We start from the raw sequence: 24025 nt of genomic DNA, 5'->3' as shown, positions 1-24025 counted from the left end.
ATTATTATAATTATTCAATAATTAATCTGACAGTTATAATCAAATTGTATAACCATAAAATAGATTAATTATTGAATAAAAATATACAAAACGATCACAATGTCGTCTTGTATATTTGATCTTAATTCGTAATTGCTACTACAGCGTTTGCAAAAGTAGTAAATGTTTTGTTAAATCCATCTCTAGAAATTACCATATTGTCCAAAACCTGTCCCGCTTGATTAATCTGTTGATTAGTTAGTCTAAATATTGGAGTATTATGTTGTTGACTTTGAGCGATTAAACTATTAAAGTCAGCAATATTTATTAGGTTGTATGGTTCTTCTGGTAAAACTAATTCCGTAAATCTTTCCTCTTCAATTATCATATTATTAGCTCTTAATGCTGGAACCAATCTGTTGATTACATTGTTGTTTATAATATTTATCCAACTTTGGAAAGATCTTGCGGGTTCCCCATTTCGTGGTCGATATCGTTGTTGAATAGTTCCAATAAATTTTGGTGTAGTATTAGGAAATTTATAAACGGCATCATTAAATGCAGGGTGCGTTTTGATTGTCTGATAAGTTGCATTCCAGTTAGGTAAAACTTCTGTTAAGGAACTTATTGCCATATTACAAAAATAATCTGGACTACAAGGAATCATAAAATAATCACTTAACATTAAAAGATTAGCGTTTGTGGCACTAACACTAGGACTCATATCAATTAAGATATAATCAAACTCATATCGTTCAGTAGTTAAGCGAAGTAATTCATTAATTGCTCCTGGGACATTTTGTACTAGTCGTAAACTACCTGTTAATTCTTGTGCAATACTTATTGTCACATCAAAATCTGAAACATTAATATGCCCAGGTAACAAGTATAACCCATCTCTATTTGGAAATTCATAGCAGGTTGCGGGCAGTAAAGGCTGCAAATTACCGCTAAAGATAGGATCTAATGCACTCTTCAAATTCGATATCCCACTTTGTTGATAAAACTCTTCAAAATTTGCATCATTTGTTAGGCTCAAACAAAGCCCTGTTAAGTTACACTGTGGATCAGTATCAACTATTAAAACTTTATAACCTAACTCAGATAACTTCCATCCTAGATTAAAAGTTGTTGTTGTTTTGCTCACACCCCCTTTGTGGTTGAACATTGCAATTTTTTTTGCCATGTGTATTAGTTTTTTTATTTCCCAAATGTACGAAATATTAAATTCTAATAATGAGTATGACCTGTAAGATATTGATTATTACGGAAAACCGTAAATTAAACTAAAATATTATTCATATAATTGTTTCTTAACTATTAATTATGGATAAAAAGATTTACATGCCTATATTGAAAGGCAAAAAAGGAGAATTCGATGCATTAAAAATGTTAACAGAAGATGTTCAATCGGTTATTTTACCCCTTATTGAAGTCCCCGCAATTCCTTGGGATTTTGTGAGCGAAAAAGAGGCTTCTTCTATAGATAAACAAATTTCCTCAACGGTTAAAAGTATTACATCTTCTTGGGACCCCAAAAATGAGATTCTAATTGATACAAATAGTTTGGATGAAAACTATAATGCAACAAAAAAAACAATCAATGTTTTAGCAGAAGCGTTGATTGAAGAAGGATATTTGCCCATTCCTGTTATTCATATTAGCGCAAGTGATGCGCTATTATCTAATTTAACTTATCAGAATTTTGTTTGTATTAGAATTAGTTTTGAAGACCAAGAAGCCTTTGATATTAACGATGAAATCGATAGGATAAAAAATATTTTAAATAGCGACTTATCTGATATTGTTTTACTACTGGATATGAATTATTTGTCTCCTGAAAATGGTTTAATGGGTCAAATGTCTTCAAAAGCACTAGTTAATTCTATACAAAATATAGGTGACTTTAAAGACTTTTATTTTGCATCAACAAGCTTTCCAATTAATTTAAGCGGATGCAAAACTAATTCAGTTACTGAGATTGAAAGAATTGAAGTTATAATTTATAACTACTTTAAAGCTAACAGTTCAAAATTAAATAGAATGCCTAAATTTTCCGATTATTGTATTTCTAACCCTGACGTTCAAGAAATGGATCCAAGATTAATGACAATAGGTGCCGCGGTTAGATACACGGGAGAAAATCATTGGTATATTTTTAAAGGAGCATCAATTAAAAAGCATGGTTCAGATCAATACTATAATTTATGTGCAGATATAGTTACATCACAAGTTTATAGTGGCAAAGAATATTCTTGGGGAGATCAGCAAATATACAATAAGTCAACTAGAACCGGAGGACCAGGCAATCCTACAATATGGAGACAGATCGGAACAAATCATCATATTACTTTAGTTGTAGATCAGCTTTCCAGCTAGTCCGAGATTTAAGATACTGGCGAACAGTATCTTTTATAACATCTAAAGCTAACATTTCAGATATATAAGTCCAAATTTCTTTTTTGGGCTTATTTTTTACTCTTTTATCCAAACCATAAACATCTATAATCTCAGAAAGTTCTTCCTTCCAAAGCAATTGAAGTAAAGAATATCCTGAAATATGTTTATTAAGCTTTGCTTTTCTTCTTTGATGAACTTTTACCTCATTACCTTTTTCTTCAACTTCTATTATTCCCCACCACTTTGGCACATAGTCTTTGATTACTGGAGCATACTTTTTAGACGTAACAATATTTAGAAAGTCGAAAACTTTATTATATTCAATAATTTGTTTCTCCAGTCTCCTTAAAGTATCATGATCGGATTTTATTTCATATCCCATCATACTTCCATTAATAACAGCAATGTCAATTATAGAGCTACCTAGATTAAGCCCCATTTCGTCAATAACTTTAGTATCTATTTCTTCGAAATGAGCACGAAATTCAATTTCCTTTATGGCTGTTCTTATTTTAAGATCGTTCATGATTAAACAAATATACTGTAATAAGTTGCAAAAATGCAACAATAATATTCTAACCAAATCACCCCACCGCACGAATCCCTTCGTATGGTTTTTAGCATTATAAATTCCCATGCTGGTGCGAGCCTCTGCTCGCATTCGTTTATACTTTTTGGAGACAACCAAAATGCTTTCGCCAACGGAGCATTATCAGAAGTTTTCATTTCACGATCTCCCGTTTTTTCCTTCCCATTACAACAAATTCTATTGTACTGCTCAACTGTATATCCAATAGCCAGAACCATCCTATAAAAAAATCATGTAAGTTTTTTTTACAACCATAATTTTCTTTAACATTGCAAAAAAAACCATGAAAAACTCAAAATTAGTATTAGCCGCTATTGTCATGCTGTTCTCGACAGTGAATGTAACCGCACAAAAAAAGAAACCGGCAGCTCCGTCACAACGTGGGCCTATGGAAATGCCTAAAGATGCTGAAGTTCAGGTGATGGCCGGAGGCGAGAAAGCCATAAGCTATTATTATAAGACCAACGATCGGGTTACCTTTACCTATGATGCCAGCTATAAAAATGCAGATGTATACATTACGGAAGACGGTACCAAAAAATTAATGTACAAAGCCAAACTGGATGGTACAGGCGTTGATACCAAGCTAAAAGCACGAATCTATCATTATAAAATATACAGTTTGGATCGTAAAACTCTTTTATTCACCTACGAAACAGAAGCATCAGCGACCAGCTTCATAAAAATGATCGCGGTATCTCCGGCAAAAACCTCTACCATTCTTGATTTCTCCCAGGCATTCGGTCCTGATGAATATACACTTGGTAAAACAGCAACGTTTGAGAAGTTTCCTGTTTTTTTATATTATTCCATATTTAATGCACCCAAAAAGTAGCTGTATTATTTAAAAAACATCCATATAATCTCTGAATTCTCCTGACTTTGGAGATTGTATTTCAAGACATTGCAACACAATATTGGGAAAAATGTGCTTTCCAAACCATCACCTATTACAAAAACCCGACTACTCCACTGTCTTAGCTACTTCTTATCATAGGGAAAAGACTCCCCGCTACTGCACGAATCCTTCGTGTAGTGTTTAGTATTATAAATTAAACATTATGATAATATAATCTAAAAACCAAAGCCACACGATATAATCGTGCGATAGCGAGGAAATATTAAATTGATCATCAATAACCTTGATTAAAATTAATTACGGCGACCCACAAAAAATCACCGCCCGGAATCTTTGGGAGTGTCCCCTATTTGCTTTTGTCAATTATTTTCACTATCTTGTAGCATGAAAAAAATTGAAAATCAAGGGAGTATAACCCATGCAGGCAGAATGAACGAACGAACAAGAGCGTTGGAAGTTCTTGAAAAAGCCAAGCAAACACAGGGGAAAATTACCTTTCTGAGACAGGGGGTCGGGAGAAACTTTAAGCCAAAAACTGAGGAATCTTAAATCTAAATTGATTGAATTGATACCTTCAAAAAATGGTCTATTATTTCGTGGAAAGAGAAGAAACCCGAAAATACTAAACCGGAAGTCTTAAAAGAAAAATACATCCGAACTGAAGGACATACCGGCAATAAGCTGGATATGCTGACAGGATCCTCAATATCTCAATCGACAATCATAACGCATTTCTTCAGCGATGATAACAAAATAATGATTAGAGATAGCGCCAACGGGCATATGATTATGCTGATAAAATAAAGCAAAGCCCCTGAATTATCAGGGGTTATTTTTATTTCATAAGAATCTGGAAAAACAAGTAGTTTTTCAATTATTTCCTTCGCAGCAAGGACACGTTTTTGATGTTTCCCGTTTTTTACAGTAATTAACATTATTAAAAAAATTACCTCCAGGAATTCATTTCATAGTTGTAAAAGTTCACTTTCATATCTTCTATCCTGTCTTCAAGGGCTTTAATTCCTGTATGCTCATAGTGTTCCTTCTCAGATTCGTTCAAGGTGTACACAACATCGAATCCTGGGGCCGGGCTGGGAATGGGAACTGATAGGGTAATCTTCCGGCCCTCTTCAAAAACAGAATATTCCCATTCTTTTTGTTCGGATACTTTCTTTTCGTTCATTGTTTCAGTTGATTTTTAAGATCCCTCCTTTTTTATTTCTCCCGGATGAATCTATACTTTCTTATTCATCCAATCCTGTTTTTTATGACGCCGTGTAATGACAGATCCCTTCTAAAAACAGCAGATGCCTCCCCGGCTGATATTCTCCGTAGGAAAACAGGTAGATCGCCTCATTTCTCTTTACATAATGAATTTCTAATCCATTTTCAGAGAGATACTTCTCCACAAAACTATTAACGAGACTGAATTGACTTTCTTTTATTATGATATCAAAACTTTGATCCCTTATTTGTTTTTTTAATGCTCTCAATGGATTGTTATAAAAATCCATCAGTTTGAACGCTTGATTTTCAATTGCAAAAACATGTTTGAGAGCTTTTTCTTCATCACCGTCAAATAATTTCCGCCTGATCATTTCAATGTTTTCAATCATAGCAGGATATAATGATATACCCCAAACGATATCTTGCAGCATCTTTGCATACTCCGTATCAGCTTCTTCACCGAGAAAATTCCTTACAACCATTAACGCCATGGGATATTTTTGATACGCTTCATCTTCCGTATACACTTCCTGATCATCAATGACTGTTTTTTTTATGTCCAGCAGTTGATGATAAAAAGAAATATTCATGCGATCATTGGGAAATTGCTCATATTCTTCCTTTGCCTGTGCTAAAGCTTTTTCAACAATTTCACGATAGTATTTTTTAGTTAATCGGTTTTCTAAATATGTATACATCTGTCTGTTCTCATTCATTGAAACTTTGTTTGGGGAGCTCAATTGGATTCGCCTTTTTTCTGCTCCCTGTATATGGTAAGCCACTCTGTTATCCTGATTGATCAACGTTTAAAAAAATAAAAAGGCTTAGTTTAAATTGGTTTTTTATTATCATTATTCAAAAAACTCAAGAGGTTTAAGGGTGATTTTTTCCCAATCGACAAGATCTGTTTTTTCAAAGTGAAAGGTAAACTCAGGATACCAGTAATCACCAGTATCTTTGCTTATATAAACATTTACCATCCATTTTCCTGGCGGCAGATCTATCTTCGGGCATTCTTCTTTCAAAATGGTTTCTTTATCTTTTGGGTGGTCCCGATTCAGAATATTTCTGATGAACAATGAACTTTCAATCTGGGCCTCCAAATCTCCATTATGATGATCGCACATCTGTGTAAAGTCGGCATGCGATACTAATCGTACCTCATCTCCTTCCGCTACATCCAAATAGTTATAGGAACCTTTATATTCCCATTCATCCAAATTAATTCTCGACGGATCAAACTCCCATATTATGGTCTCAATGCCTTCATCGGTTGTTATGATGTGAACGATTCCTTTTGTTATTAAATCTGCCAAGCCTTCCGGATAATCGTAATTAAAAGCTTGGTCTGCATAATATTGCTTACATTTTGAAATATTGACCATCATCAACACCCCTTCTGTGTTAAAACCTTCTACTATCATTTTCTGTTTTTTTTATGATTTAACTGTAGTTCTGAACAATTCTCAGGTTTCATCTGCCTGATAGCTCCTGATGGAAGGGAATTCTTCACTAATGAGTATACCGTCTTATGTTAATTTGATTTTTGTTGATTTCAACGCTGTCTGAAGACATCAATTCTATTCCGGAATCCATTTCCTCAATTGAAAAATAAGTGGGTATCGTGTTGCCTGTAATTTTTTGAGCTTCTTCCCAGCAGGAGGTAAACCAATCGTCAAAAATCTCATACTTTTCCTGCTCGTATTCTTCCATCATTTCTTCCCATTTTTCCTCATCCTCAAAGTCATCCTCAAGATCACTCACCGTGTCCATTAATACTTCTGATTTTGAAAAATAATTATTCAACTCACTTCTTAAGAAATCGTTTTTTTCCGTCATGGTAAAACCAGCTGAATTGGAGGCAAAAAACACCATGGTAAACCACTCGTGACGGTATTCAAAATTATGTACAGCAATATCCTCTTTGCTAAAATTGGGAAGCATCACAACAGCTTTTCCACTGAGGACATTCACCAACTCAGCAATTATTTTTTCTCGAATATCGTTTAAAGCTGACTGCAATATTGCGTTGGATTGTTTTAGTTCTTGTATGGGTTCCATTCGTTATTTTGTTAATTTTAAATACTCTCATTTAAAAATTGAATGATCATGCATTTTATGACAGAGGTTCATCGTCTTTTAGAAGATTATCAGCTGTTTTTTCTGCTTCCTGTATATTGTACGTAATCCTGTTATCCTGACTGATCAAAGACCGAAAAGTATCCAGGTATTTTCTCCATGTTTTTTTGTCATAATGAACAAGTACAGGAAATAACTGACTGGCCTGGTAATACCGTTTGTTTTCCAAAGCCTTTTGCATCGCCTGTTCCATTTCCTTCAAAAGCGGCCCGCAATCTTTCTTTAAGAGAAAATCCTTCAGGTTAGATTCAAACAAGCAGTCACCATACCGATGTAAAAAATCTTTGATAAAAGGATATAATTCCTGTTCGGTTTTTCCATTGAACGTTGCAATGTACAATGCATTGGTGATGACATCATAGACATTATCTTCACCATGGAGTCTGTGAGGTTCAAAGCTCTCTTTTTCTTCCCATTTTTCAGTAATGAACCGATCAAGGAGTTCAAACCCTTCCGGTATAGACCATGCAAGTAAAATAAGCATGGCATGATAAGCAATATACCGGTCTTCATGGTGAAGAAGCAGTTTTAATTTTTCAATCCTGTCAGAATCTTTTTTTTCAAGGAGTTGTACTTCATTTAAATCGTATCCTTCATATCCTTCCTCATTGTAGTAGTAAAGGAGTTTATGGAGTTCGTTATTCATTTTATCAGCTTTTATGATGGGGTTGAACAATAAAGGAATTATTCATTTCAATATTTTAAAAATACAATTTTTCTTTTTGGCAGGGCACTTGTATAATCTTTTGCAGATCAGCAATTCTTCAAACCCAATGAAGTTCATGCAACCTGTTATTTTAAAACACTTGAGTACACTTGAGAAAGGTTAATATCTTCTTTGATCAATAAGTTCACTTGAGAAAAAAATCAAAGATTTTTCTACAACTTAGGTGTACTTGATATTCGCAAAGTTTGAAACTTAAAATAACTTAAGTGTTTAAAAAAGCTTTTGTGACTTTTAATTTCGTTAAATCTTCGATTGAAAGTATATATAAAATAGCCTAAACAGCTTTGTGAATGATTCAGCTTAAACCACGACTTCCAGCAAATTAGATGTTCCCCCTAAAAAATTAAACATGAGATAAAATATTTCATTCCTTACGATCCTGAATGAGATTCCTTTGAAAGATAAAAGCAGCTCCCCGTCTTCTTCTATAATCTTACCTTGTAATTCAAACTGTCCGGTTTCATTGGGAGCCAACAGGTCAGCGCGTACCTTATCACCCGTATATATAGGCGATATAAAAGTTCTTTCATAAGGCTCTATCTGTTCATCCCTTGTATTAAAAAGTCTTATTCCGTTCCTGGCCAACGCGCCTGTGCCATTATAAAAGTAAAAGGTCTGGTCCTTATCGGTATCGTTAGTGATTTCTATAGGCAGTGTCAAGCGGTTTTCTTCAAGATGGTAAGAAATATTCAGTTTCATCTTTTAGTATTTATAATCTTTCAATAGAGGTTTTAAGGCAGTTCTTTAATCGATGACTAATCTAACTTAAAAAAGAAATACACGACCGCTGCCCACTCTTTTTTAATTCCTCTGGCATAGCCAATCGTGCTGCGACTGCTGTTTTCAACAGTTCCATCGTCTTTGATGTAACCAATGGTTGAACGGCTGTTGTTTTCTATAGTCCCGTCTTTTTTAACGTAACCTACCGTAGAACGGCTTTTGTTTTCTATGGTTCCGTCACTTTTGATATAACCGATGGTCGAGCGGCTTTTATTCTCGATGGTTCCGTCTGACTTGATGTACCCGACCGTGGAACGGCTGCTGTTTTCAATGGTTCCGTCTGATTTGATGTAGCCTGTTGTGCTTCGGTTTCCCGATTCTATGGTCTGTGCACTTATTATCGAAAGACTGAAGAGAAAAAAACCAATAATTCCTAATTTTTTCATGGTTTTAAAATTTTAATGAGTTATTATTTTAATTTTTTTGATGTTTTAAAAATAACGATTCGTTTTAAAAAAACAGCGCCACTTACAAATAAGTGGCGCTATTTTTTATAGATCCTGCTTCCGCACGATCATTGATCATGTTTATCGTTTGATCACTTTTACAGTTTTTGCAAAGCCGTTCACTGCATTTACTTTCACCAGATAAACTCCTGAAACGAATGAGGAAACATCAATAGTTCCTTTCGTATCATTGATATCTTTAGTAAGTACCTGTTGTCCTGCCATATTGTAAAGCGTAACGGAAAGTATCTTTTGGTCAAAAGAAACCGTTAGGATATCATTCACAGGATTCGGGAATACTTTCAGCAGATCTTTCTGTGTTGAAACCTCATCAGTTCTTAAAACAGCACCTGACGCACAGCCAATAGGACTAAAGATTCTTCTTTGGATAAGGGTCCCATCTCCGAGCTGGCTCTTTCTATTATCGCCGCTCCCTGATAAAAATCCGCTGTTACTGATAACGAATAAATTATTACTTCCTGCTACTGCCGTTTTTCTGTCGGTAGCTGTCCCAATAAGCACGGGGGATAGTCTCGATATGCCTGTACCGTCTCCTATTTCTCCTCCCTCATTACTTCCCCAGGACCACAGGGTTCCGTCTGTTTTGATGGCTATCCCATTAAAACGCCCCGTATCAAAACTTTTCCAATCGGTGGCTGTTCCTACCTGACCTGGCGATGTTCTGGAACTTCTAGATCCGTCACCCAGTTGCCCGGATAAATTATCGCCCCAGGTCCAAATAGTTCCATCTGTTTTCATAGCCATAGAGTGATCTCCGGCAGCATCAACACTTTTCCAGTTTGTCGCCATTGTTATTCTTACAGGCGTTGTTTTACTGGTTGTATTTTCGTTTCCTAATTGTCCGTCATAATTCTTACCCCATGCCCACAGGGTTCCGTCTGTTTTTATTCCTAAAGCATGATCGTCTCCGGCAGCAATACTTCGCCAGTCAGCGGCAGTTCCTACCTGTGTGGGTACAGTTCTGCTGTAGGTACTTCCGTCTCCGTAATTACCATAGTAATTATGTCCCCAGGCCCATAATGTTCCATTGGCTTTTAGGGCTAACGTAAAATAATCTCCAACGGCAACACTTACCCAGTCGTTTGCAGATCCTATTTTCAACGGAGTTGTTCTGTTGTTGGTAGTTCCGTCTCCTACTTGTCCGAATTGGTTATTACCCCAGGCCCATAGCGTTCCGTCTGTTTTAATAACCACTGTATGATTATATGCGGTAGCTATTTTCCAGATCCCTGAAATGGCTATAGGTGTTGGAGTCGCTCTATTGGTCGTCGTCCCATCGCCCAATTGTCCGTCTTCATTAATTCCCCATCCCCATAATGTTCCGTCTGTTTTCGTTGCTAAAGTATAGTCATTTCCTGAACTTATAATATTCCAGCAGCCTGTACCGCCCGAAAGTGTGGTAAAGGTACCACCCGGTATCCAGCTTGTCTGGCTCGTTGCGCAATGAGCTGCTACCCAGTAATAGTAAGTAGTCCCTGGCAACAGATTATCCAGATTGACTGTTGTAGAAGTCGTTGTTCCATTGATACCTCCAACAATTGGGTTGGTACTGTATGCATACAGATATCCGTTACCTGGTGCCGGTGTTGGTGCCGTCCAGTTAAGGGTAACCGTCCCCGAAGTAATATTAGTGGCAGAAAGCTGCGTTGGAACAGCACAGTTTGAAGGACAAGCTATAGATGTGAGTGTATTTTTTTCAACAAAGGTACCATCACCTAACTGACCATTGGTGTTGGCTCCTACAGTTCTTAAAGATCCGGAAAAAGTAAGGTTAAGAAAATGCGAGGATCCGCTGGAAATCATCATATTGTCCGTAGTGGAGCCCAATTGTGTAGGTGATGTAATGTCCGCTGTCCCGCTTCCAAACATTCCGGAGTAATTGCTACCCCAGCCCCAGAGTGTTCCTCCTGTTCTTATTCCCACAGATTCTCCTGATGCTGCAGCAATACGGATCCAATTGCTTCCTGTTCCGATTTGGGTTGGAACTTTTTTAGAAACTGTGGTTCCGTCTCCCAACTGACCTGATCCATTGGATCCCCATCCCCAAAGGGTTCCGGTAGATTTTAGAGCTAATGTATGGCTCCCTCCTGCGGATATCTTCAGCCAGTTCGTAGCAGTTCCTACCTGTTTTGGAGAACCATCATAGATCGTAATTACGTTAGTTCCATTCCCTAATTCTCCGTTGGCATTTCTCCCCCAGGTCCATAAGGTTCCGTCTGTTTTGATGCCTACAGAATAATAGTCTCCTGCAGATATTTTATCCCAATTGGTACCGTTTCCTACTTTGAACGGAATAAATCGATCGATTTTGGATCCATCTCCTAGCTGCCCGTCATAATTCCTGCCCCAGGACCAGAGGGTTCCGTCTGTTTTAAGGGCTAATGTATGGGAATCTCCGGCACTAACAGCTTTCCAATTGGTTGCTGTTCCTATTTTGATAGGAGTAGTCTTCATGATGGTCGTATTATCTCCCAACTGTCCATATCGGTTCGCTCCCCAGGCCCATAAAGTTCCATCGGTCTTAATGGCCACTGTATGATCATATCCGGTACTTACTGTTTTCCAGTTGCTTGCTGTTCCAACCTGCATCGGAGCATTTCTTCGGATAACTCCTCCGTCTCCAAGCTGGCTGGAAGAATTACTCCCCCATACCCATAAGGTACCGTCTGTTTTGATACCTGCGGAATAATAGTCTCCGGCACTGATCATTTGCCAGCAGCCTGTTGCGTTTTGAGGAACCGCTTTCACAAGTCCCTGCTGTGTATATCCTATCCAGATCGTATTGGTGTTCTGGGTTTTCACAACGTTGAGAGAGTTGTTGGGAAGGCCGGAACTGGCTGCGGTATAGGTAACGCAATCACTAAAGTTTTGCAATCCGCTTCCTCCATAGCCAATCCATACTTCATTGTTGCTATCCACATCAAGGGTATTTATTGAAGAATTTCCCACGCAAGAGCTCCCTATAGAATACGTGTTGAGTAAAGTTCCCGTAGTAGAGTAAGTAAGCATGCCGCTATTGGTGTCAACATACACGATATTATCATCAATTTTCACTACTTTTTCGGCATCCTGTACGATGAAATTAAAATTGGTTCCGTCAAATTTGTACAGTGCCCCGTTATTGGTAACCCAGACTCCACCATTAGTATCAGTCTTCAGGGAGTTTATATTGGGAAACGAGGAATTGGTAGTCCATGTGGTTCCATTAAATTTAGTAAGCCCATCTGTTGTGATTACCCACAAATTATTGGCCGTGTCTACAGCAATATTTTTAATCGCATTGCTGGGCAGTCCGGAATTGGCGATGGTGTAGTTCGTCCATGTCGTTCCGTTCAATAAGACAATCCCATTGTTCTGGGTGGCCATCCATTTTCTCCCTAGACCATCAATTTCTATTTCTTTGATAGCATTGGATGCAATCCCAGAATTACCTGTGTTGTAATTGGTAAAGACAGTTCCGTTGAATGTTGAGATTCCATTGTTGGTGGCTATCCACAGCAAACCGGTATTATCAATCTTAATATCACTGATGTTATTGCTGCTTATCCCGGAATTTGAAGTATTGTACGCCGTGTACGTAAATTGCGCAGAGACAATACTATAAAGGAAAATTAGCAATAAAAAGTATACTCTTCTCATTTTAATTTTATGTTAATATATTTTTTTAATTTTCAATTTTGTTCTCAATTTTTAAGTAAATACTATGGGGCTATTTCATTACAAGCCCGCTAAGGTTTAATGGATTCATTCTGTCTTTAAAAAAACATACCCCCCCAAAAAACCTTAGCTGTTGTATTAAAATTTTAACATTTATCTTTTAATGATTTTTACCGTTTTCAAAGTGTTACTGCCTGCATTTACTTCAAGGAGATAAACCCCTGATGCGAATCCAGAAAAATCAACCGTTCCTTTGGTATCATTGATCACTTTAGTAAGTACCAACTGCCCTGCCGCATTGTAAACCGTAACCGAAAGAATCTTTTGATCAAAAGAAACCGTCAGGATATCATGTACAGGATTCGGATACACTTTCAGCTGATCTGCTTGTGTTGAAACGTCATCCACTCCTAAAGCAGCACTTACAGGGCAAGCAACAGGCACAAAAATTTTCCTTTGAGTAAATGAACCATCCCCTATCTGACCATTGGAATTAGAGCCACAGCTGGATAAAAATCCATTGGTATTTATAGTAAATATACTAGAGGTACCTGCTGCAATACTTTGCTTGTCAGAAGCTGTTCCTGTTTGTACAGGAATAATTCTGTGCGTTAAAGTTCCATCTCCTAACTGTCCCACGTAATTATCTCCCCACGCCCAAAGTGTTCCATCTGTTTTTAATCCTCCAGAATGATCACTGCCTGTAGCAATACTTAGCCAATTTGTTGCTGTTCCTATTCTGACAGGAGTAAATCTATCGGTTCTGGTTCCATCTCCTAATTGTCCCAAGGAATTATATCCCCAACCCCAAAGCGTTCCATCTGTTTTTATGGCCAGCGAATGAGCATATCCGGCAGCAATATTTTTCCAGTTCGTAGCAATTCCCACTTGAAGAGGGGAAGTTCTTGTGGTTGTAGTTCCATCACCTATTTGCCCACGCCAGTTATATCCCCAGGCCCAAAGTGTTCCATCTGTTTTTATGGCGAGAGCATGTCTCCGTCCCGGTGCGATAATTTTCCAATTATTTGCTGTTCCAATTTGGATCGGTATATTTTTATCTATGATCGTACCGTCTCCTAATTGTCCTTTATCATTATGTCCCCAGGCCCAAAGTGTTCCATTAGATCTTAAGGCCAATGTATAATCTTCTCCTGCAGCAATACGTACCCAGTCTGATGCGGTTCCTATTTGCGTTGGGCTGGTTCTGTTAGTCGTCGTTCCATCCCCTAATTGTCCATAATTATTTTTACCCCAAGCCCAAAGAGTTCCATTAGATTTTAAAGCTAACGTATAATCATCTCCTGTAGTAACACTTGTCCAGTTTTTTGCCGTTCCTATTTGTTTCGGGGTATTTTGTGGACCTGAAATAGCAACTCCCAGTTGACCATAATTGTTATTTCCCCATGCCCATAGCGTTCCGTCTGCTTTTATTCCTGCCGAATGAAGACTTGCCGAGCTCACACTTTGCCAACATCCTGTTTCAGTTGTAGGAAGCGTAGTAAATGATCCTCCCGATGTCCAGTTACCCTGGCTGGTTGCACAACGAGACGCTACCCACCAATAGTAAGTGGTATCCGGTAATAACTTTGACAAATTAACGGCTGTAGAAAACGTACTTGTATTAATACCTCCAACAATTGGATGGGTACTATAAAGAATCATATACCCTCCATTTGGCGTTGGGGTTGATGCCGTCCATTTAATAGTAGCCGTTGAAGAAGTAACGTTAATGGTTGAAAACTGCATTGGAGCAGCACAATTGGAAGGACAAGCAATAGCAGTAAGTGTATTCTTCTGAGTGCCTGTACCGTCACCCAACTGTCCAAAACCACCTTGTCCAGAAGCTTTTAGGAAGCCGTCAGTATTTTTTACAAGAATATGATAAGATCCTGCAAAAATCTGTATGTTGTCTGAAGAGGAGCCGGCCTGTGTAGGCGATATAATACTTGCTCCACCACTTGTACCATTAGCTAACTGTCCACTGGAGTTGTTACCCCATGACCAAAGTGTTCCATCTGTTTTATTCGCAATAGTAAAAGCATTGGCAGCATCTACACTTAGCCAATTGGTGTCCATTCCTATTTTAGTTGGATTCCATTTAACAGTAGTGGTTCCGTCACCTACTTGCCCGTAGGTGTTATCTCCCCACGCCCATAGAGTTCCATCTGTTTTTATGGCAGCGGAATAGTGGGCACCTGCATCAACACTTTTCCAATTAGAAGCTGTTCCGATTTGAGTGGGAACAATTTTATTGCCATTGGTTCCATCTCCCAGCTGTCCATAAAAATTATATCCCCAACCCCAAAGTGTTCCATCTGTTTTTATCGCAAGAGTATGTATTATACCAGGCGTAACACTTTTCCAATTAGAAGCTGTTCCTACTCGGGTTGGAACAAGTCTCTCTATGGTGGTTCCATCTCCCACTTGTCCATAATAATTATGTCCCCAACCCCAAAGTGTTCCATCTGTTTTTATCGCAAACGTCCCGTAAGTTTCACCCTGAACACTTTGCCAGTCTGTTCCCTGTCCTATTTGAACAGGTGCAAATTTATCCGTTGTAGTTCCATCTCCTAGTTGTCCGTAATTGTTACGTCCCCATCCCCACATCGTTCCATCTGTTTTAATGGCGAATGTATGCTGAGCTCCAGCATCAACGCTTTTCCAATCCGTTGCTGTTCCTATTTGAGTAGCGATATCTCTGTCAATGGTGGTTCCGTCTCCTAGTTGCCCAAATTCATTATCTCCCCAGGCCCAAAGTGTTCCATCGGTTTTTATTCCCATTGAATACTGACCTCCTGCACTAAGACTCTGCCAACAACTTGAGGAAGCTGGCGTTTCTACTTTAATAACATTTTTAAAAACAGGTCCCCAGATACCGGTATTGTCTTTGATACGGACATTAAATATATGTAACCCATTAGAAGGTAATGCAATTCCTGTTTTGGTTAGTTGCTCAAAAGAGCTGTCAAAATTTCCATCGGCTGCCAAAACCGGAGTACCATTACCGGCTCCCGGATCGGTATCCCAGAAATACTCGGCTTGTGAAAGCGCCATGAGCGTAGAGGTCTGATTTTGCTGAACATTAATAATATTCGTAAAAACAGGTCCCCAAACCCCAGTATTGTCTTTAATACGGATATTAAGTTTATGCAAACCATTACCTGGTGTAGCAATCCCCGTTTTGGTCAATTGTTCAAAAGCACTGTTGAGATTCCCATCCGCAGCTAAAACGGCAGTTCCGTTTCCTGTTCCCGGATCGGTATCCCAAAAATACTCGGCCTGGCTGACGTACATCTGTGCCGGGCACAACATGAGCATAAGCAAAGCGATGATACTGTAGATATATTTATTCATCTTAGGTATGATTAAGAATTATTTAGAAAAACCAGTTCCGGTGATATTCAAGGTACCACTGGTAACCGTTCTCGGAGTTAGCAAATAGCTTACCTGAGGTTTACCACCGCTGTCTGCCGGCCAGTAATTCGCAAAACTGTTGGATCCTCCATAGTGACCTGCGTCATTTCTTGTTAAGTCTAAATCAGTGTAGCTTACGTCAGGATTTCCGGCATTGACATTCATTCCACTGATGGTGTAATCTGTATTGTTAAAGTTCATATTGACTGCTCCTGAATTGTTACTCTGGGTGATAGCACCTTCTGTTACAAACGCATTGGTAAATACATTATAAGAAGCTGTTACAGTAGCATTATTATTGTTTCTAATACAAACATCAGTTTGACCTACTACGAAAGAAGCTGCATTATTCATAATGGCAATGTTTCCAGTGTTTCCATTATTTAAGTTGATAAAAAATGGTGCTACATCACCGCCATTAGGATCATAGATGGTATTATTAATGATTTCGTTGCTGCTACCTGTTTTAATAGCATACACAAATACCCCACGACAAAAATTATTGTAGAATTTAAAATTATAATTGGATTGGGAGTGCGTCAACCCAAAATCGGATTTATTTCCATAGACTTCTACATCAGTTGTTGCAGGAACGGTATCTGTCGTGGTAGAATTGACGCTAATACCTTGTGCTTTATTAGCCGTAATTCTCCCATGAGAAAAACTAATACCTCCCGAAACCGTACACCCCGAAACGTTGGTGGTCGTGTTGGCTTGGTTGGTGGTAACATTATTCAAATAACAGTTATACAGATTGATGGTCGTTCTTCCTCCGGTTGTTGGTCCACTTGCCACTACGTTATAGATGGTAAAGTTCCCGGAACTCAAACTACTGATATTCACTATTCTTCCCGGTGCCGGATTGATCGTAACGGTTCCCTGAATAAAATATCTGTTGTAACTGGTTTCGGAAACAAAAGTCAGCGATTTGTTGATGGTAAGGTTTTCCACATACGCAGTCCCGTTGGTTTTGGGCTGAATGATGATGCGGTCTCCGTCTGAAGCAGCTGTAATGGCTGCACTTACGGTAGAATAAGCGCCGCCTGCCCCGCCATTTCTAACATAGAGGTCTGCCGCAAAAGCCGTCGTGCTGAATAAGCTTGTCAAGGCAATCGTAAATAGTTTTTTTGTCATAATAGTGTAAAAGTTAACAGTTTAATATTTAATATGTATTTGATTTTAAAACCCTTAAATTCATTTGAATGGTTTCTGAGCTCCATTAAAAATGATTAATACAAATCCGATGAATTCATACAAAAACAAAGGACTTAATCAATGAATCAACATTGATTTTAAAAGTATTTTGTAGATTAAATGGTGTGCCTCATCATTGGAACAACAGCAAGCTTCCTCCTGCATCGCAAGCCATTTCTTTTCCCGAACCGATAGCCGAATACCTGTGGTGTTTTTTTATGACCCGGTATTTTTTTCCTGATTTGAGGATCTGATTCAAATCATCCCTATGGGGTAAATACGGTTTGTGGCTCCAAAGAAATTTTGAGGAGTTAGCCTTGTTTTAAATTGTCGGAACAATTAGTTTTGGTGAGTTAGCAGAGATACCGTGTGGTTTTGTTCATGTTTAATAATTTTAATTCGTTTTCAAGTTTAGTTTGGTTTTTAGTTTTTTTAAGTAAAAACAACACTTCCATCGATTTAGATTTTATGTTGTTGAGTGCAAAAGTATATTTTTATTGTGAATCCATCAAATTGTTGATCAAAAAATAATAATTATTTGCTCATTTGTGGTATCTATTCATTTTCAGAGACTAAAAACAGGATTTAAACGAAATTTGGAAAGTATATTCATTTTTTTAACGAATTTTTTTTAATAACAGTAAACCTTTGCGTTAATGAAACCTCTATTCTAATAAATGTTTACTGATTGATGGGTTGGAACATCGTGAAGGCGCAAGGTTTTTAGCTTCATGAATAGGTTAAGGCGCAAGAAAATCAAGATTTTCAGCAAGGAATTCGTTATGGAATAAACTATATAAATATATCTAAGATGATGATTTTTTAACGCAAAGGTTTTATAAAATTCTGATGATTTTAGGAAAGCAAAGAGTTACGGTTTCACCGCGGATGAAGCAGATGGATAAAACGATCGCTTCATCAAATCAATCAAGGATTGATTTCCTCTTGGCCTCCTATTCTTTGCAGGATGATAATAAACCTTTGCGTTAATAAAACTTCTATTCTAATAAATGTTTGCTGATTGATGGGTTGGAACATCGTGAAGGCGTAAGGTTTTTTAGCTTTATGAATAGGTTAAAGCGCAAGAAAATCAATATTTTAAGCAAAGAATTCGTTATGGAATAAACTATATAAATATATCTAAGATGATGATTTTTTAACGCAAAGGTTTTATAAAATTCCAATGATTTTTAGGAAAGCAAAGAGTTGCGGTTTCACCGCGGATGAAGCAGATGGATAAAACGATCGCTTCATCAAATCAATCAAGGATTGATTTCCTCTTGGCCTCCTATTCTTTGCAGGATGATAATAAACCTTTGCGTTAATAAAACTTCTATTCTAATAAATGTTTGCTGATTGAGTGGTTGGAACACCGCAAAGGCGCAAGGGTTTTTAGCTTCATGAATAGGTTAAGGCGCAAGAAAATCAAGATTTTCAGCAAGGAATTCGTTATGGAATAAACTATATAAATATATCTAAGATGATGATTTTTTAACGCAAAGGTTTTATAAAATTCTGATGATTTTAGGAAAGCAAAGAGTTACGGTTTCACCGCGGATGAAGCGATCGTTTGATCCATCCGCTTCATAGAATCAATCAAAGATTGATTCCTTCTTTGCCTCCTACTCTATGCATCATGATCGTAAACCTTTGCGTTAATAAAAATTCTATTCTTTAGCAGCATTTCTTTCCTCTTCTTTCAAGAATGAGGTGTGCAGCATCCAGCATTTTAGTCAGATGAATGTATGGGCTCACGATATTTCTTTCCGGAAGATTGTCATAGACGCCAAGTGAGAAATAAACCATTCCGGACATAAAATAATCAAATTCCTGTACGCTGTATTCTCTGAAAGCTTTTTTAAAGACCAACAGAGGATTCTGGTATTCTTTCTCCGAAAGCAAACCCAGAAGAATTGGAGAGCTATCTTCCGTCTGAGTATTGACGGCCCATTTGTTTTCCTTCAACGTGATAAGGTAACCTGCCCGGATAAACGACTGCATCGACTGGCGAAAGTGAAAGATCACGGATGGATCTTCTTTGATCCAGCGATCCCTTTTTACCGCGTAATTCATAATGCTGTTGAGTCTCTTTTTAGAGGTAGCGAGATCAGTGATCTGAAAAAAGGTCTCCATCAGCTGGAGTCCGGAGTGCTTTCTGCGAACTGCCCAAAACCGGGTGTCAAAGTCTGTTCTGTTCTTTTTCATGAGTGTGTATTTTTTTAACAGGTGAAAAAATAAATGTGATTTTTCTTAACCATTAAGAACTTTTTAAGGGTTTAAGAATCGTTAAGTTCATAGCTGAAGCTATTGATTCAGCGAGTTGCTTCATCGATCTTTGAGGGAACTTAAGTCATCTTAATCTCTTCACGTTCTTTAATTGTTTGTACGGTGTAAGCATCGTTTCAACTTCCAGCCTACTGATCTATGCTGAGTCTTATGTAAATGATCACTCTATATGAAATTTGTGTTCCCGTGAAAGCCCTAAAGCCGCAATAGGTTGTACACCCTATTGTATGGTATCGTGATACTTGATGTTGAAAAGCGGCTTAGAAAAAGATGATTGTAGAAAAGCAGAACAGCATAAAATAAAAACGGCATGAGACTCTACAATATCCGTCTTAGAGGTACTGGTATACCCTGGAAACAGATAAGAGAGCTCACGCCTAGGTCGTGAGCTGTTTACTTATCCTCTTGTTTCCTTAAAAATTACCAGTTTTCTAATACAAGATTCTAAGCAATAGCTTCTAATATTCGTTGAAGTATCGCAAAATTACTTTAATAAGTAATCTTTTCCAAATATATATAAAAACCACAATGTAAACCAAATGGATTACAAATATTTTTATCAAATATTTTAAAATTGTTGAATGAGCAGCCTTAGCAAAGACGATATTGAACTTAGAAATAAAATAACTCAAAGATTAATTGATCTGAGAGCATCTACCGGATTGAATCAAAGTGATTTTGCCAAACTCCATGATATTGACAGACAACAAGTAAACCGATGGGAAAGTTTTGAAAGTGAAAGAGGAGTTACCATTTACACTATAAAAAGATTTTGTACACTTTTAAAAATGACACTTCAAGAATTTTTTAGTGATCCTTTATTTAGATAGCATTATTTTTTTGATTTGATTTAATAAAATTCTTCAACAGAGTTATATACCACTTAAAATATATCTATCGTAAAAACTTCAGATATCTTTTGTATATAAATTATGCTTTTTAGTATCACACTATATTTTTTCCTTTCTTAGTTTATGCGAATTTATAAATTATAGAAATTTTTTACCAATATTTTTATCTATCAATATTTCCCAATCATAGAAAAAAGTTTTATGCTTTTTGATTTTTTTATTTAGTTACGTATATTTATGCATTACAATAAAACGAACTAACCATTCAGATGAAAGAATTAGAATTTAAAAAGTTATTTTCAAAACTTAGCCACATTAAAGCTTTATCAATTGATAGCAAATTTGAAGAGATTGTACAAAATTTGGTGCTTTTTGTACTCTTTAACTCACAAGAAAAATCATTGAAAAATGATAATGATATTAAAAATTCAATAAATGATTATTATGGTATAAATATCAAGACATCATTAATTCAACCTGCCATAGATAAATTGCTTTTTTTAAACAAAATAGTTAGAGATACTTCAAATAGGAACTTATACTTAACAGAAGTATCTAAAATGGAAATTGGAAATAAAAACAGTGAAAATAGTAATATTGAACAAACAGTAAAAGAAAATTGGTTTAAGGAGGTTTTAAATAAATATAATTTTTTAGAAAAAAGAGATTTTGATGAATTATGGAAACTTTTGAACATATATTTAAGTTCAATATTCGAGAAAAATGGTGTCCAAACATTAAATTTTCTAAATCCTAGCATTGTAAAAGATGACTTAGACTATAGAAGTAATATACTAATATTAGAATCAAGTTATAATAATCAGCATAATAAAATTTCTTTTGAATTATTTAAGGATTCAGTAAATATGTTTATACAAAATGCTGACGAAATAAGAGCAAAATATACATCTCAATTAGCTGACGCTACCTTTACTAGTTTTGCTTTATTAAGTGATGATGAGACAAAAGGATTTCTAAATGGGAAGTTTTCAGAAATGAGACTTTTTCTAGATACAAATTTCATATTTGGCATCTTAGATCTTCACAAAAATAATGAGGATAGCTCTGCAAAAGAAATAATTGAAGAACTTAAAAAAAATGATCTACCTTTTAAACTAATGTATCATCCTGAAACACTTAATGAATTTAAAAGGACTTTTGATAGTAAATCGATATTTTTAAAAGAAACAAAATGGACAAAAGAAATTAGTAAAATTGCTTTGGAAATTAATCAATTAAGTCCGATTGAAGAACTATATCATAAACAAAATATAAATGACGAAATTGATCCATCATTATTTTTAGAAAAATACGATCAAGTGGATAAAATTTTGAGCAGTCTAGGTTTGATAGAATATAACCCAAAATTTCAATCAAATGATGAAAAATATGAAATCGAAATTGATGTAGATGAATTTCAAAAATTTTATGATGATAATAAGAACAGAAAGATTAAATCATTTCAAAGTTTTAAGCATGATATTACAGTTTTAAGAGAAGTTAGATTTTTAAATCCTAAGAAAACCAAATTTTTAGATTCAAAAGCTTTTTTTTTAAGTTCAGATTATATTCTTGGAAAATTCGAAAAATACTATTATAAAAGAGATTGGGAAATTAATTACCTTGTTAATCCTAGTGTATTTTTACAATTGATAAGGCCATTCATTGAAAATGATTATAATTCAAATAAAAAATTTATTGATACTTTTTCAATAAGTGATTTTAGAAGTTTTGACATTGATTACTCAGCAACAAAATCAAAGACATTACAAATTCTAAATGATAGTTATTTTGATGCATCATATGAACTTAAGGTACAAATATTAAGAGATCAAGTCTTATTAGCAAAATTAGAAAGAGCTGAGAATGACCATAATGAAAAAATTAAATTAATCGACACATATATTTCTGCCGAAAACTCAAAATTAGTTGAAGAAAACATTCAAATTAAAAAAAAGTTACAAGAATCACAACAACAACAAGATCAAATTTTCGATAAGAAACTTAGAGCAGAAGCATATATTAGAGAAATAAAGATAGAAAGCGAACTAAAAGATATAGACAAATCTAATTTAGAATTAGATTTAGAATTTATTAAAAATGATCTTGAATTTGAGAAAAAGAAACGGTTACATCGTGAAAATTTAGATAATTGGGAAGAATCAAAAAACAATTATTTAGACTTGCAAAAAACAAATGAAATAAAAAATTTTAAAAGCAGTAGTAAGTATTGTATTAGGCCAATAGTTACTCTATTCTGTACTATAGTTATATTGCCTTTATATCTAAAATTTTTTGATAAAATTAAAGATTTTTTTTCAGAATATAAACTTGGCCCTTATGGCGACCTTATAGCCACTTTAATAATTTTCATTTTACTATCGGGTACTGCATTATATGAAATTATAGGACGTACGTATTTTACAGATAAAGAAAAGGTTAAAAATGGATTATACTGGATATTTTCAAAAAGAAAAAAATTAATAGAAAAAAAAATATCAGAAATTGAGAAACAATATATTATCAATCATCCAAAACCTGAATTGTAATACTAGATTTATAAAAATAACATATAAATTCCAAATTGAAATCCCCACTACCTCACGATTATATCGTGTGATTTAAGTCTTATTAAATTATAATAATCTGTTGACATGAAGTATATTTTATATAAAGAGAATATTTTTAATTTGCTAAATTAAATTCAGTAAACTTTGCACAACCGAAATTTTAGCTACGAGCTAATTTTTTTTATCAAACTCTCCCATCATATCAAATTTAATAGTAACTTTTTACAACATAATCACAAAAAAATTAATACCATGAAAAATCTGAAAAAACTTTCCAGAGAAAAACTTGTTTCCATTAATGGTGGAATCGAAGTGTGTATTCAAAACTGTTTACCGGGATATCGGAAATGCTGTATTCCGCGTCAGCCTTATTACTGCCTTTCTGTCAATGAAATCTGCGTATAAAGGCTTATCTTATTTATCTCAAAATCTTGATCAGAGACTGTCACCTGGACAGTCTTTTTTTCAGAAATATTGGTGAACTTTGTTTAAATAATGAATGAAAACCGGGATGCAGAACTTTCAGGCAGACCAGAAAATTGAACTTACTGTTCCAAAAATCCAAACCATAAAACCAGATCACCATGAAACAAAACACAGCTAAAAAACCAGCCAAAACCTGCTACAACCATATTGGCGGAAAATTGGGAACGCTTCTCCTTGAAGAATTTATTCATAAGGGATGGATTGCAAAGGAAAACCCCGAAGCCAAACATTTTTACATTACTGAAGACGGCATAAAAGGATTGACAACGTTGGGAATTGATGTTTCAAAAATCCAGTCCGAAGAAATCTAAGAACCATTTTAATATTCCTGTTTCTATCCTAATACATGGAAACCGTCATCATTAAAATTTACTGTATCTTGGTACTACTCAACTCATAT

20 protein-coding genes are annotated in these 24025 nt (G+C 35.9%); 7 read left to right on the top strand and 13 right to left on the bottom strand.

Going from position 1 to position 24025, the window contains the following annotated elements; genetic code table 11:
• Nucleotides 1-121: 121 nt before the first annotated feature.
• A complete protein-coding gene (locus EG346_RS14755) occupies nt 122-1165 on the bottom strand; it encodes a ParA family protein (protein ID WP_123879582.1) in 1044 nt (347 codons plus the stop codon).
• 140 nt (nt 1166-1305) lie between these two features.
• On the opposite strand from EG346_RS14755, the gene EG346_RS14750 reads away from it, so the two are divergent.
• Entirely contained in the window at nt 1306-2358 is a 1053-nt protein-coding gene (locus tag EG346_RS14750; RefSeq protein WP_123879580.1) for a beta family protein, read from the top strand.
• Here the strand turns inward: EG346_RS14750 and EG346_RS14745 are convergent.
• Entirely contained in the window at nt 2327-2905 is a 579-nt protein-coding gene (locus tag EG346_RS14745; protein WP_123879578.1) for a sce7726 family protein, read from the bottom strand. The two genes, EG346_RS14750 and EG346_RS14745, sit on opposite strands and share 32 nt — an antisense overlap.
• Before the next feature lie 346 nt (nt 2906-3251).
• On the opposite strand from EG346_RS14745, the gene EG346_RS14740 reads away from it, so the two are divergent.
• Together EG346_RS14740 and EG346_RS24840 are read left to right on the top strand one after the other, a co-directional pair.
• Complete coding sequence (locus EG346_RS14740) at nt 3252-3803, top strand: hypothetical protein (RefSeq protein WP_123879576.1); 552 nt, start codon at nt 3252-3254, stop codon at nt 3801-3803.
• 408 nt (nt 3804-4211) lie between these two features.
• The gene (locus EG346_RS24840) at nt 4212-4376 is read left to right on the top strand and encodes a hypothetical protein (protein WP_164466151.1); all 165 of its coding nucleotides are present in this window, start codon (nt 4212-4214) and stop codon (nt 4374-4376) included.
• Nucleotides 4377-4773: 397 nt separating this feature from the next.
• On the opposite strand, the gene EG346_RS14735 is transcribed toward EG346_RS24840, so the two are convergent.
• From EG346_RS14735 to EG346_RS14685, 11 genes are all read right to left on the bottom strand, one after another.
• Entirely contained in the window at nt 4774-5010 is a 237-nt protein-coding gene (locus tag EG346_RS14735; protein WP_123879574.1) for a hypothetical protein, read from the bottom strand.
• Nucleotides 5011-5092: 82 nt separating this feature from the next.
• Complete coding sequence (locus EG346_RS14730; RefSeq protein ID WP_123879572.1) at nt 5093-5770, bottom strand: hypothetical protein; 678 nt, start codon at nt 5768-5770, stop codon at nt 5093-5095.
• 135 nt (nt 5771-5905) lie between these two features.
• Nucleotides 5906-6478: a hypothetical protein gene (locus tag EG346_RS14725; protein WP_123879570.1), complete on the bottom strand. Its 573-nt coding sequence runs from the start codon at nt 6476-6478 to the stop codon at nt 5906-5908.
• An 88-nt stretch (nt 6479-6566) separates the two neighbouring features.
• On the bottom strand, nt 6567-7115 hold the full coding sequence (locus EG346_RS14720; RefSeq protein ID WP_123879568.1) for a hypothetical protein: 549 nt from the start codon (nt 7113-7115) through the stop codon (nt 6567-6569).
• Nucleotides 7116-7170: 55 nt separating this feature from the next.
• Nucleotides 7171-7839, bottom strand: a complete 669-nt coding sequence (locus EG346_RS14715; RefSeq protein ID WP_123879565.1) for a hypothetical protein — start codon at nt 7837-7839, stop codon at nt 7171-7173.
• A 381-nt stretch (nt 7840-8220) separates the two neighbouring features.
• A complete protein-coding gene (locus tag EG346_RS14710) occupies nt 8221-8619 on the bottom strand; it encodes a hypothetical protein (RefSeq protein WP_123879563.1) in 399 nt (132 codons plus the stop codon).
• 56 nt (nt 8620-8675) lie between these two features.
• Entirely contained in the window at nt 8676-9086 is a 411-nt protein-coding gene (locus EG346_RS14705) for a 5-fold beta-flower protein (protein WP_123879561.1), read from the bottom strand.
• 141 nt (nt 9087-9227) lie between these two features.
• Nucleotides 9228-12806: an RCC1 domain-containing protein gene (locus tag EG346_RS14700; protein WP_123879559.1), complete on the bottom strand. Its 3579-nt coding sequence runs from the start codon at nt 12804-12806 to the stop codon at nt 9228-9230.
• A gap of 171 nt (nt 12807-12977) precedes the next feature.
• Nucleotides 12978-16178, bottom strand: a complete 3201-nt coding sequence (locus EG346_RS14695; protein ID WP_123879557.1) for an RCC1 domain-containing protein — start codon at nt 16176-16178, stop codon at nt 12978-12980.
• A gap of 18 nt (nt 16179-16196) precedes the next feature.
• Nucleotides 16197-17372, bottom strand: coding sequence for a hypothetical protein (locus tag EG346_RS14690; protein WP_073336042.1), 1176 nt, complete (start codon nt 17370-17372; stop codon nt 16197-16199).
• A gap of 1734 nt (nt 17373-19106) precedes the next feature.
• Complete coding sequence (locus tag EG346_RS14685) at nt 19107-19637, bottom strand: hypothetical protein (protein WP_123879555.1); 531 nt, start codon at nt 19635-19637, stop codon at nt 19107-19109.
• A gap of 662 nt (nt 19638-20299) precedes the next feature.
• Here EG346_RS14685 and EG346_RS14680 point away from each other — a divergent pair.
• The 4 genes from EG346_RS14680 to EG346_RS14670 all read left to right on the top strand — a co-directional run bounded on the left by EG346_RS14680 (nt 20300) and on the right by EG346_RS14670 (nt 23936).
• Entirely contained in the window at nt 20300-20548 is a 249-nt protein-coding gene (locus tag EG346_RS14680; protein WP_123879553.1) for a helix-turn-helix transcriptional regulator, read from the top strand.
• 290 nt (nt 20549-20838) lie between these two features.
• Nucleotides 20839-23118, top strand: coding sequence for a hypothetical protein (locus tag EG346_RS14675; protein ID WP_123879551.1), 2280 nt, complete (start codon nt 20839-20841; stop codon nt 23116-23118).
• A 273-nt stretch (nt 23119-23391) separates the two neighbouring features.
• Nucleotides 23392-23544, top strand: coding sequence for a bacteriocin-like protein (locus EG346_RS24835; RefSeq protein WP_164466149.1), 153 nt, complete (start codon nt 23392-23394; stop codon nt 23542-23544).
• Between the two features lie 179 nt (nt 23545-23723).
• Nucleotides 23724-23936 carry an ArsR family transcriptional regulator gene (locus tag EG346_RS14670; protein ID WP_073336030.1) on the top strand — a complete coding sequence of 71 codons (213 nt, stop codon included), beginning with the start codon at nt 23724-23726 and terminating at the stop codon, nt 23934-23936.
• The last annotated feature ends 89 nt before the right edge of the window (nt 23937-24025 follow it).

The sequence above is a fragment of the Chryseobacterium carnipullorum genome, from assembly GCF_003815695.1.
In the GTDB taxonomy this organism is placed as follows: Bacteria; Bacteroidota; Bacteroidia; order Flavobacteriales; family Weeksellaceae; genus Chryseobacterium; species Chryseobacterium carnipullorum.
Note: the sequence above shows the minus strand (reverse complement) of the source record. Positions and strands in the feature narration are given on the sequence as shown.

Excerpts from the sequence above, each read along its gene's own strand:
- EG346_RS14755 (WP_123879582.1), bottom strand. The coding sequence starts at position 1,165 with ATGGCAAAAAAAATTGCAATGTTCAACCACAAAGGGGGTGTGAGCAAA.
- EG346_RS24840 (WP_164466151.1), top strand. The coding sequence starts at position 4,212 with ATGAAAAAAATTGAAAATCAAGGGAGTATAACCCATGCAGGCAGAATG.
- EG346_RS14690 (WP_073336042.1), bottom strand. The coding sequence starts at position 17,372 with ATGACAAAAAAACTATTTACGATTGCCTTGACAAGCTTATTCAGCACG.
- EG346_RS24835 (WP_164466149.1), top strand. The coding sequence starts at position 23,392 with ATGAAAAATCTGAAAAAACTTTCCAGAGAAAAACTTGTTTCCATTAAT.
- EG346_RS14670 (WP_073336030.1), top strand. The coding sequence starts at position 23,724 with ATGAAACAAAACACAGCTAAAAAACCAGCCAAAACCTGCTACAACCAT.
- EG346_RS14695 (WP_123879557.1), bottom strand. The coding sequence starts at position 16,178 with ATGAATAAATATATCTACAGTATCATCGCTTTGCTTATGCTCATGTTG.
- EG346_RS14735 (WP_123879574.1), bottom strand. The coding sequence starts at position 5,010 with ATGAACGAAAAGAAAGTATCCGAACAAAAAGAATGGGAATATTCTGTT.
- EG346_RS14675 (WP_123879551.1), top strand. The coding sequence starts at position 20,839 with ATGAAAGAATTAGAATTTAAAAAGTTATTTTCAAAACTTAGCCACATT.
- EG346_RS14740 (WP_123879576.1), top strand. The coding sequence starts at position 3,252 with ATGAAAAACTCAAAATTAGTATTAGCCGCTATTGTCATGCTGTTCTCG.
- EG346_RS14700 (WP_123879559.1), bottom strand. The coding sequence starts at position 12,806 with ATGAGAAGAGTATACTTTTTATTGCTAATTTTCCTTTATAGTATTGTC.
- EG346_RS14710 (WP_123879563.1), bottom strand. The coding sequence starts at position 8,619 with ATGAAACTGAATATTTCTTACCATCTTGAAGAAAACCGCTTGACACTG.
- EG346_RS14705 (WP_123879561.1), bottom strand. The coding sequence starts at position 9,086 with ATGAAAAAATTAGGAATTATTGGTTTTTTTCTCTTCAGTCTTTCGATA.
- EG346_RS14750 (WP_123879580.1), top strand. The coding sequence starts at position 1,306 with ATGGATAAAAAGATTTACATGCCTATATTGAAAGGCAAAAAAGGAGAA.
- EG346_RS14725 (WP_123879570.1), bottom strand. The coding sequence starts at position 6,478 with ATGATAGTAGAAGGTTTTAACACAGAAGGGGTGTTGATGATGGTCAAT.
- EG346_RS14720 (WP_123879568.1), bottom strand. The coding sequence starts at position 7,115 with ATGGAACCCATACAAGAACTAAAACAATCCAACGCAATATTGCAGTCA.
- EG346_RS14730 (WP_123879572.1), bottom strand. The coding sequence starts at position 5,770 with ATGAATGAGAACAGACAGATGTATACATATTTAGAAAACCGATTAACT.
- EG346_RS14745 (WP_123879578.1), bottom strand. The coding sequence starts at position 2,905 with ATGAACGATCTTAAAATAAGAACAGCCATAAAGGAAATTGAATTTCGT.
- EG346_RS14715 (WP_123879565.1), bottom strand. The coding sequence starts at position 7,839 with ATGAATAACGAACTCCATAAACTCCTTTACTACTACAATGAGGAAGGA.
- EG346_RS14680 (WP_123879553.1), top strand. The coding sequence starts at position 20,300 with ATGAGCAGCCTTAGCAAAGACGATATTGAACTTAGAAATAAAATAACT.
- EG346_RS14685 (WP_123879555.1), bottom strand. The coding sequence starts at position 19,637 with ATGAAAAAGAACAGAACAGACTTTGACACCCGGTTTTGGGCAGTTCGC.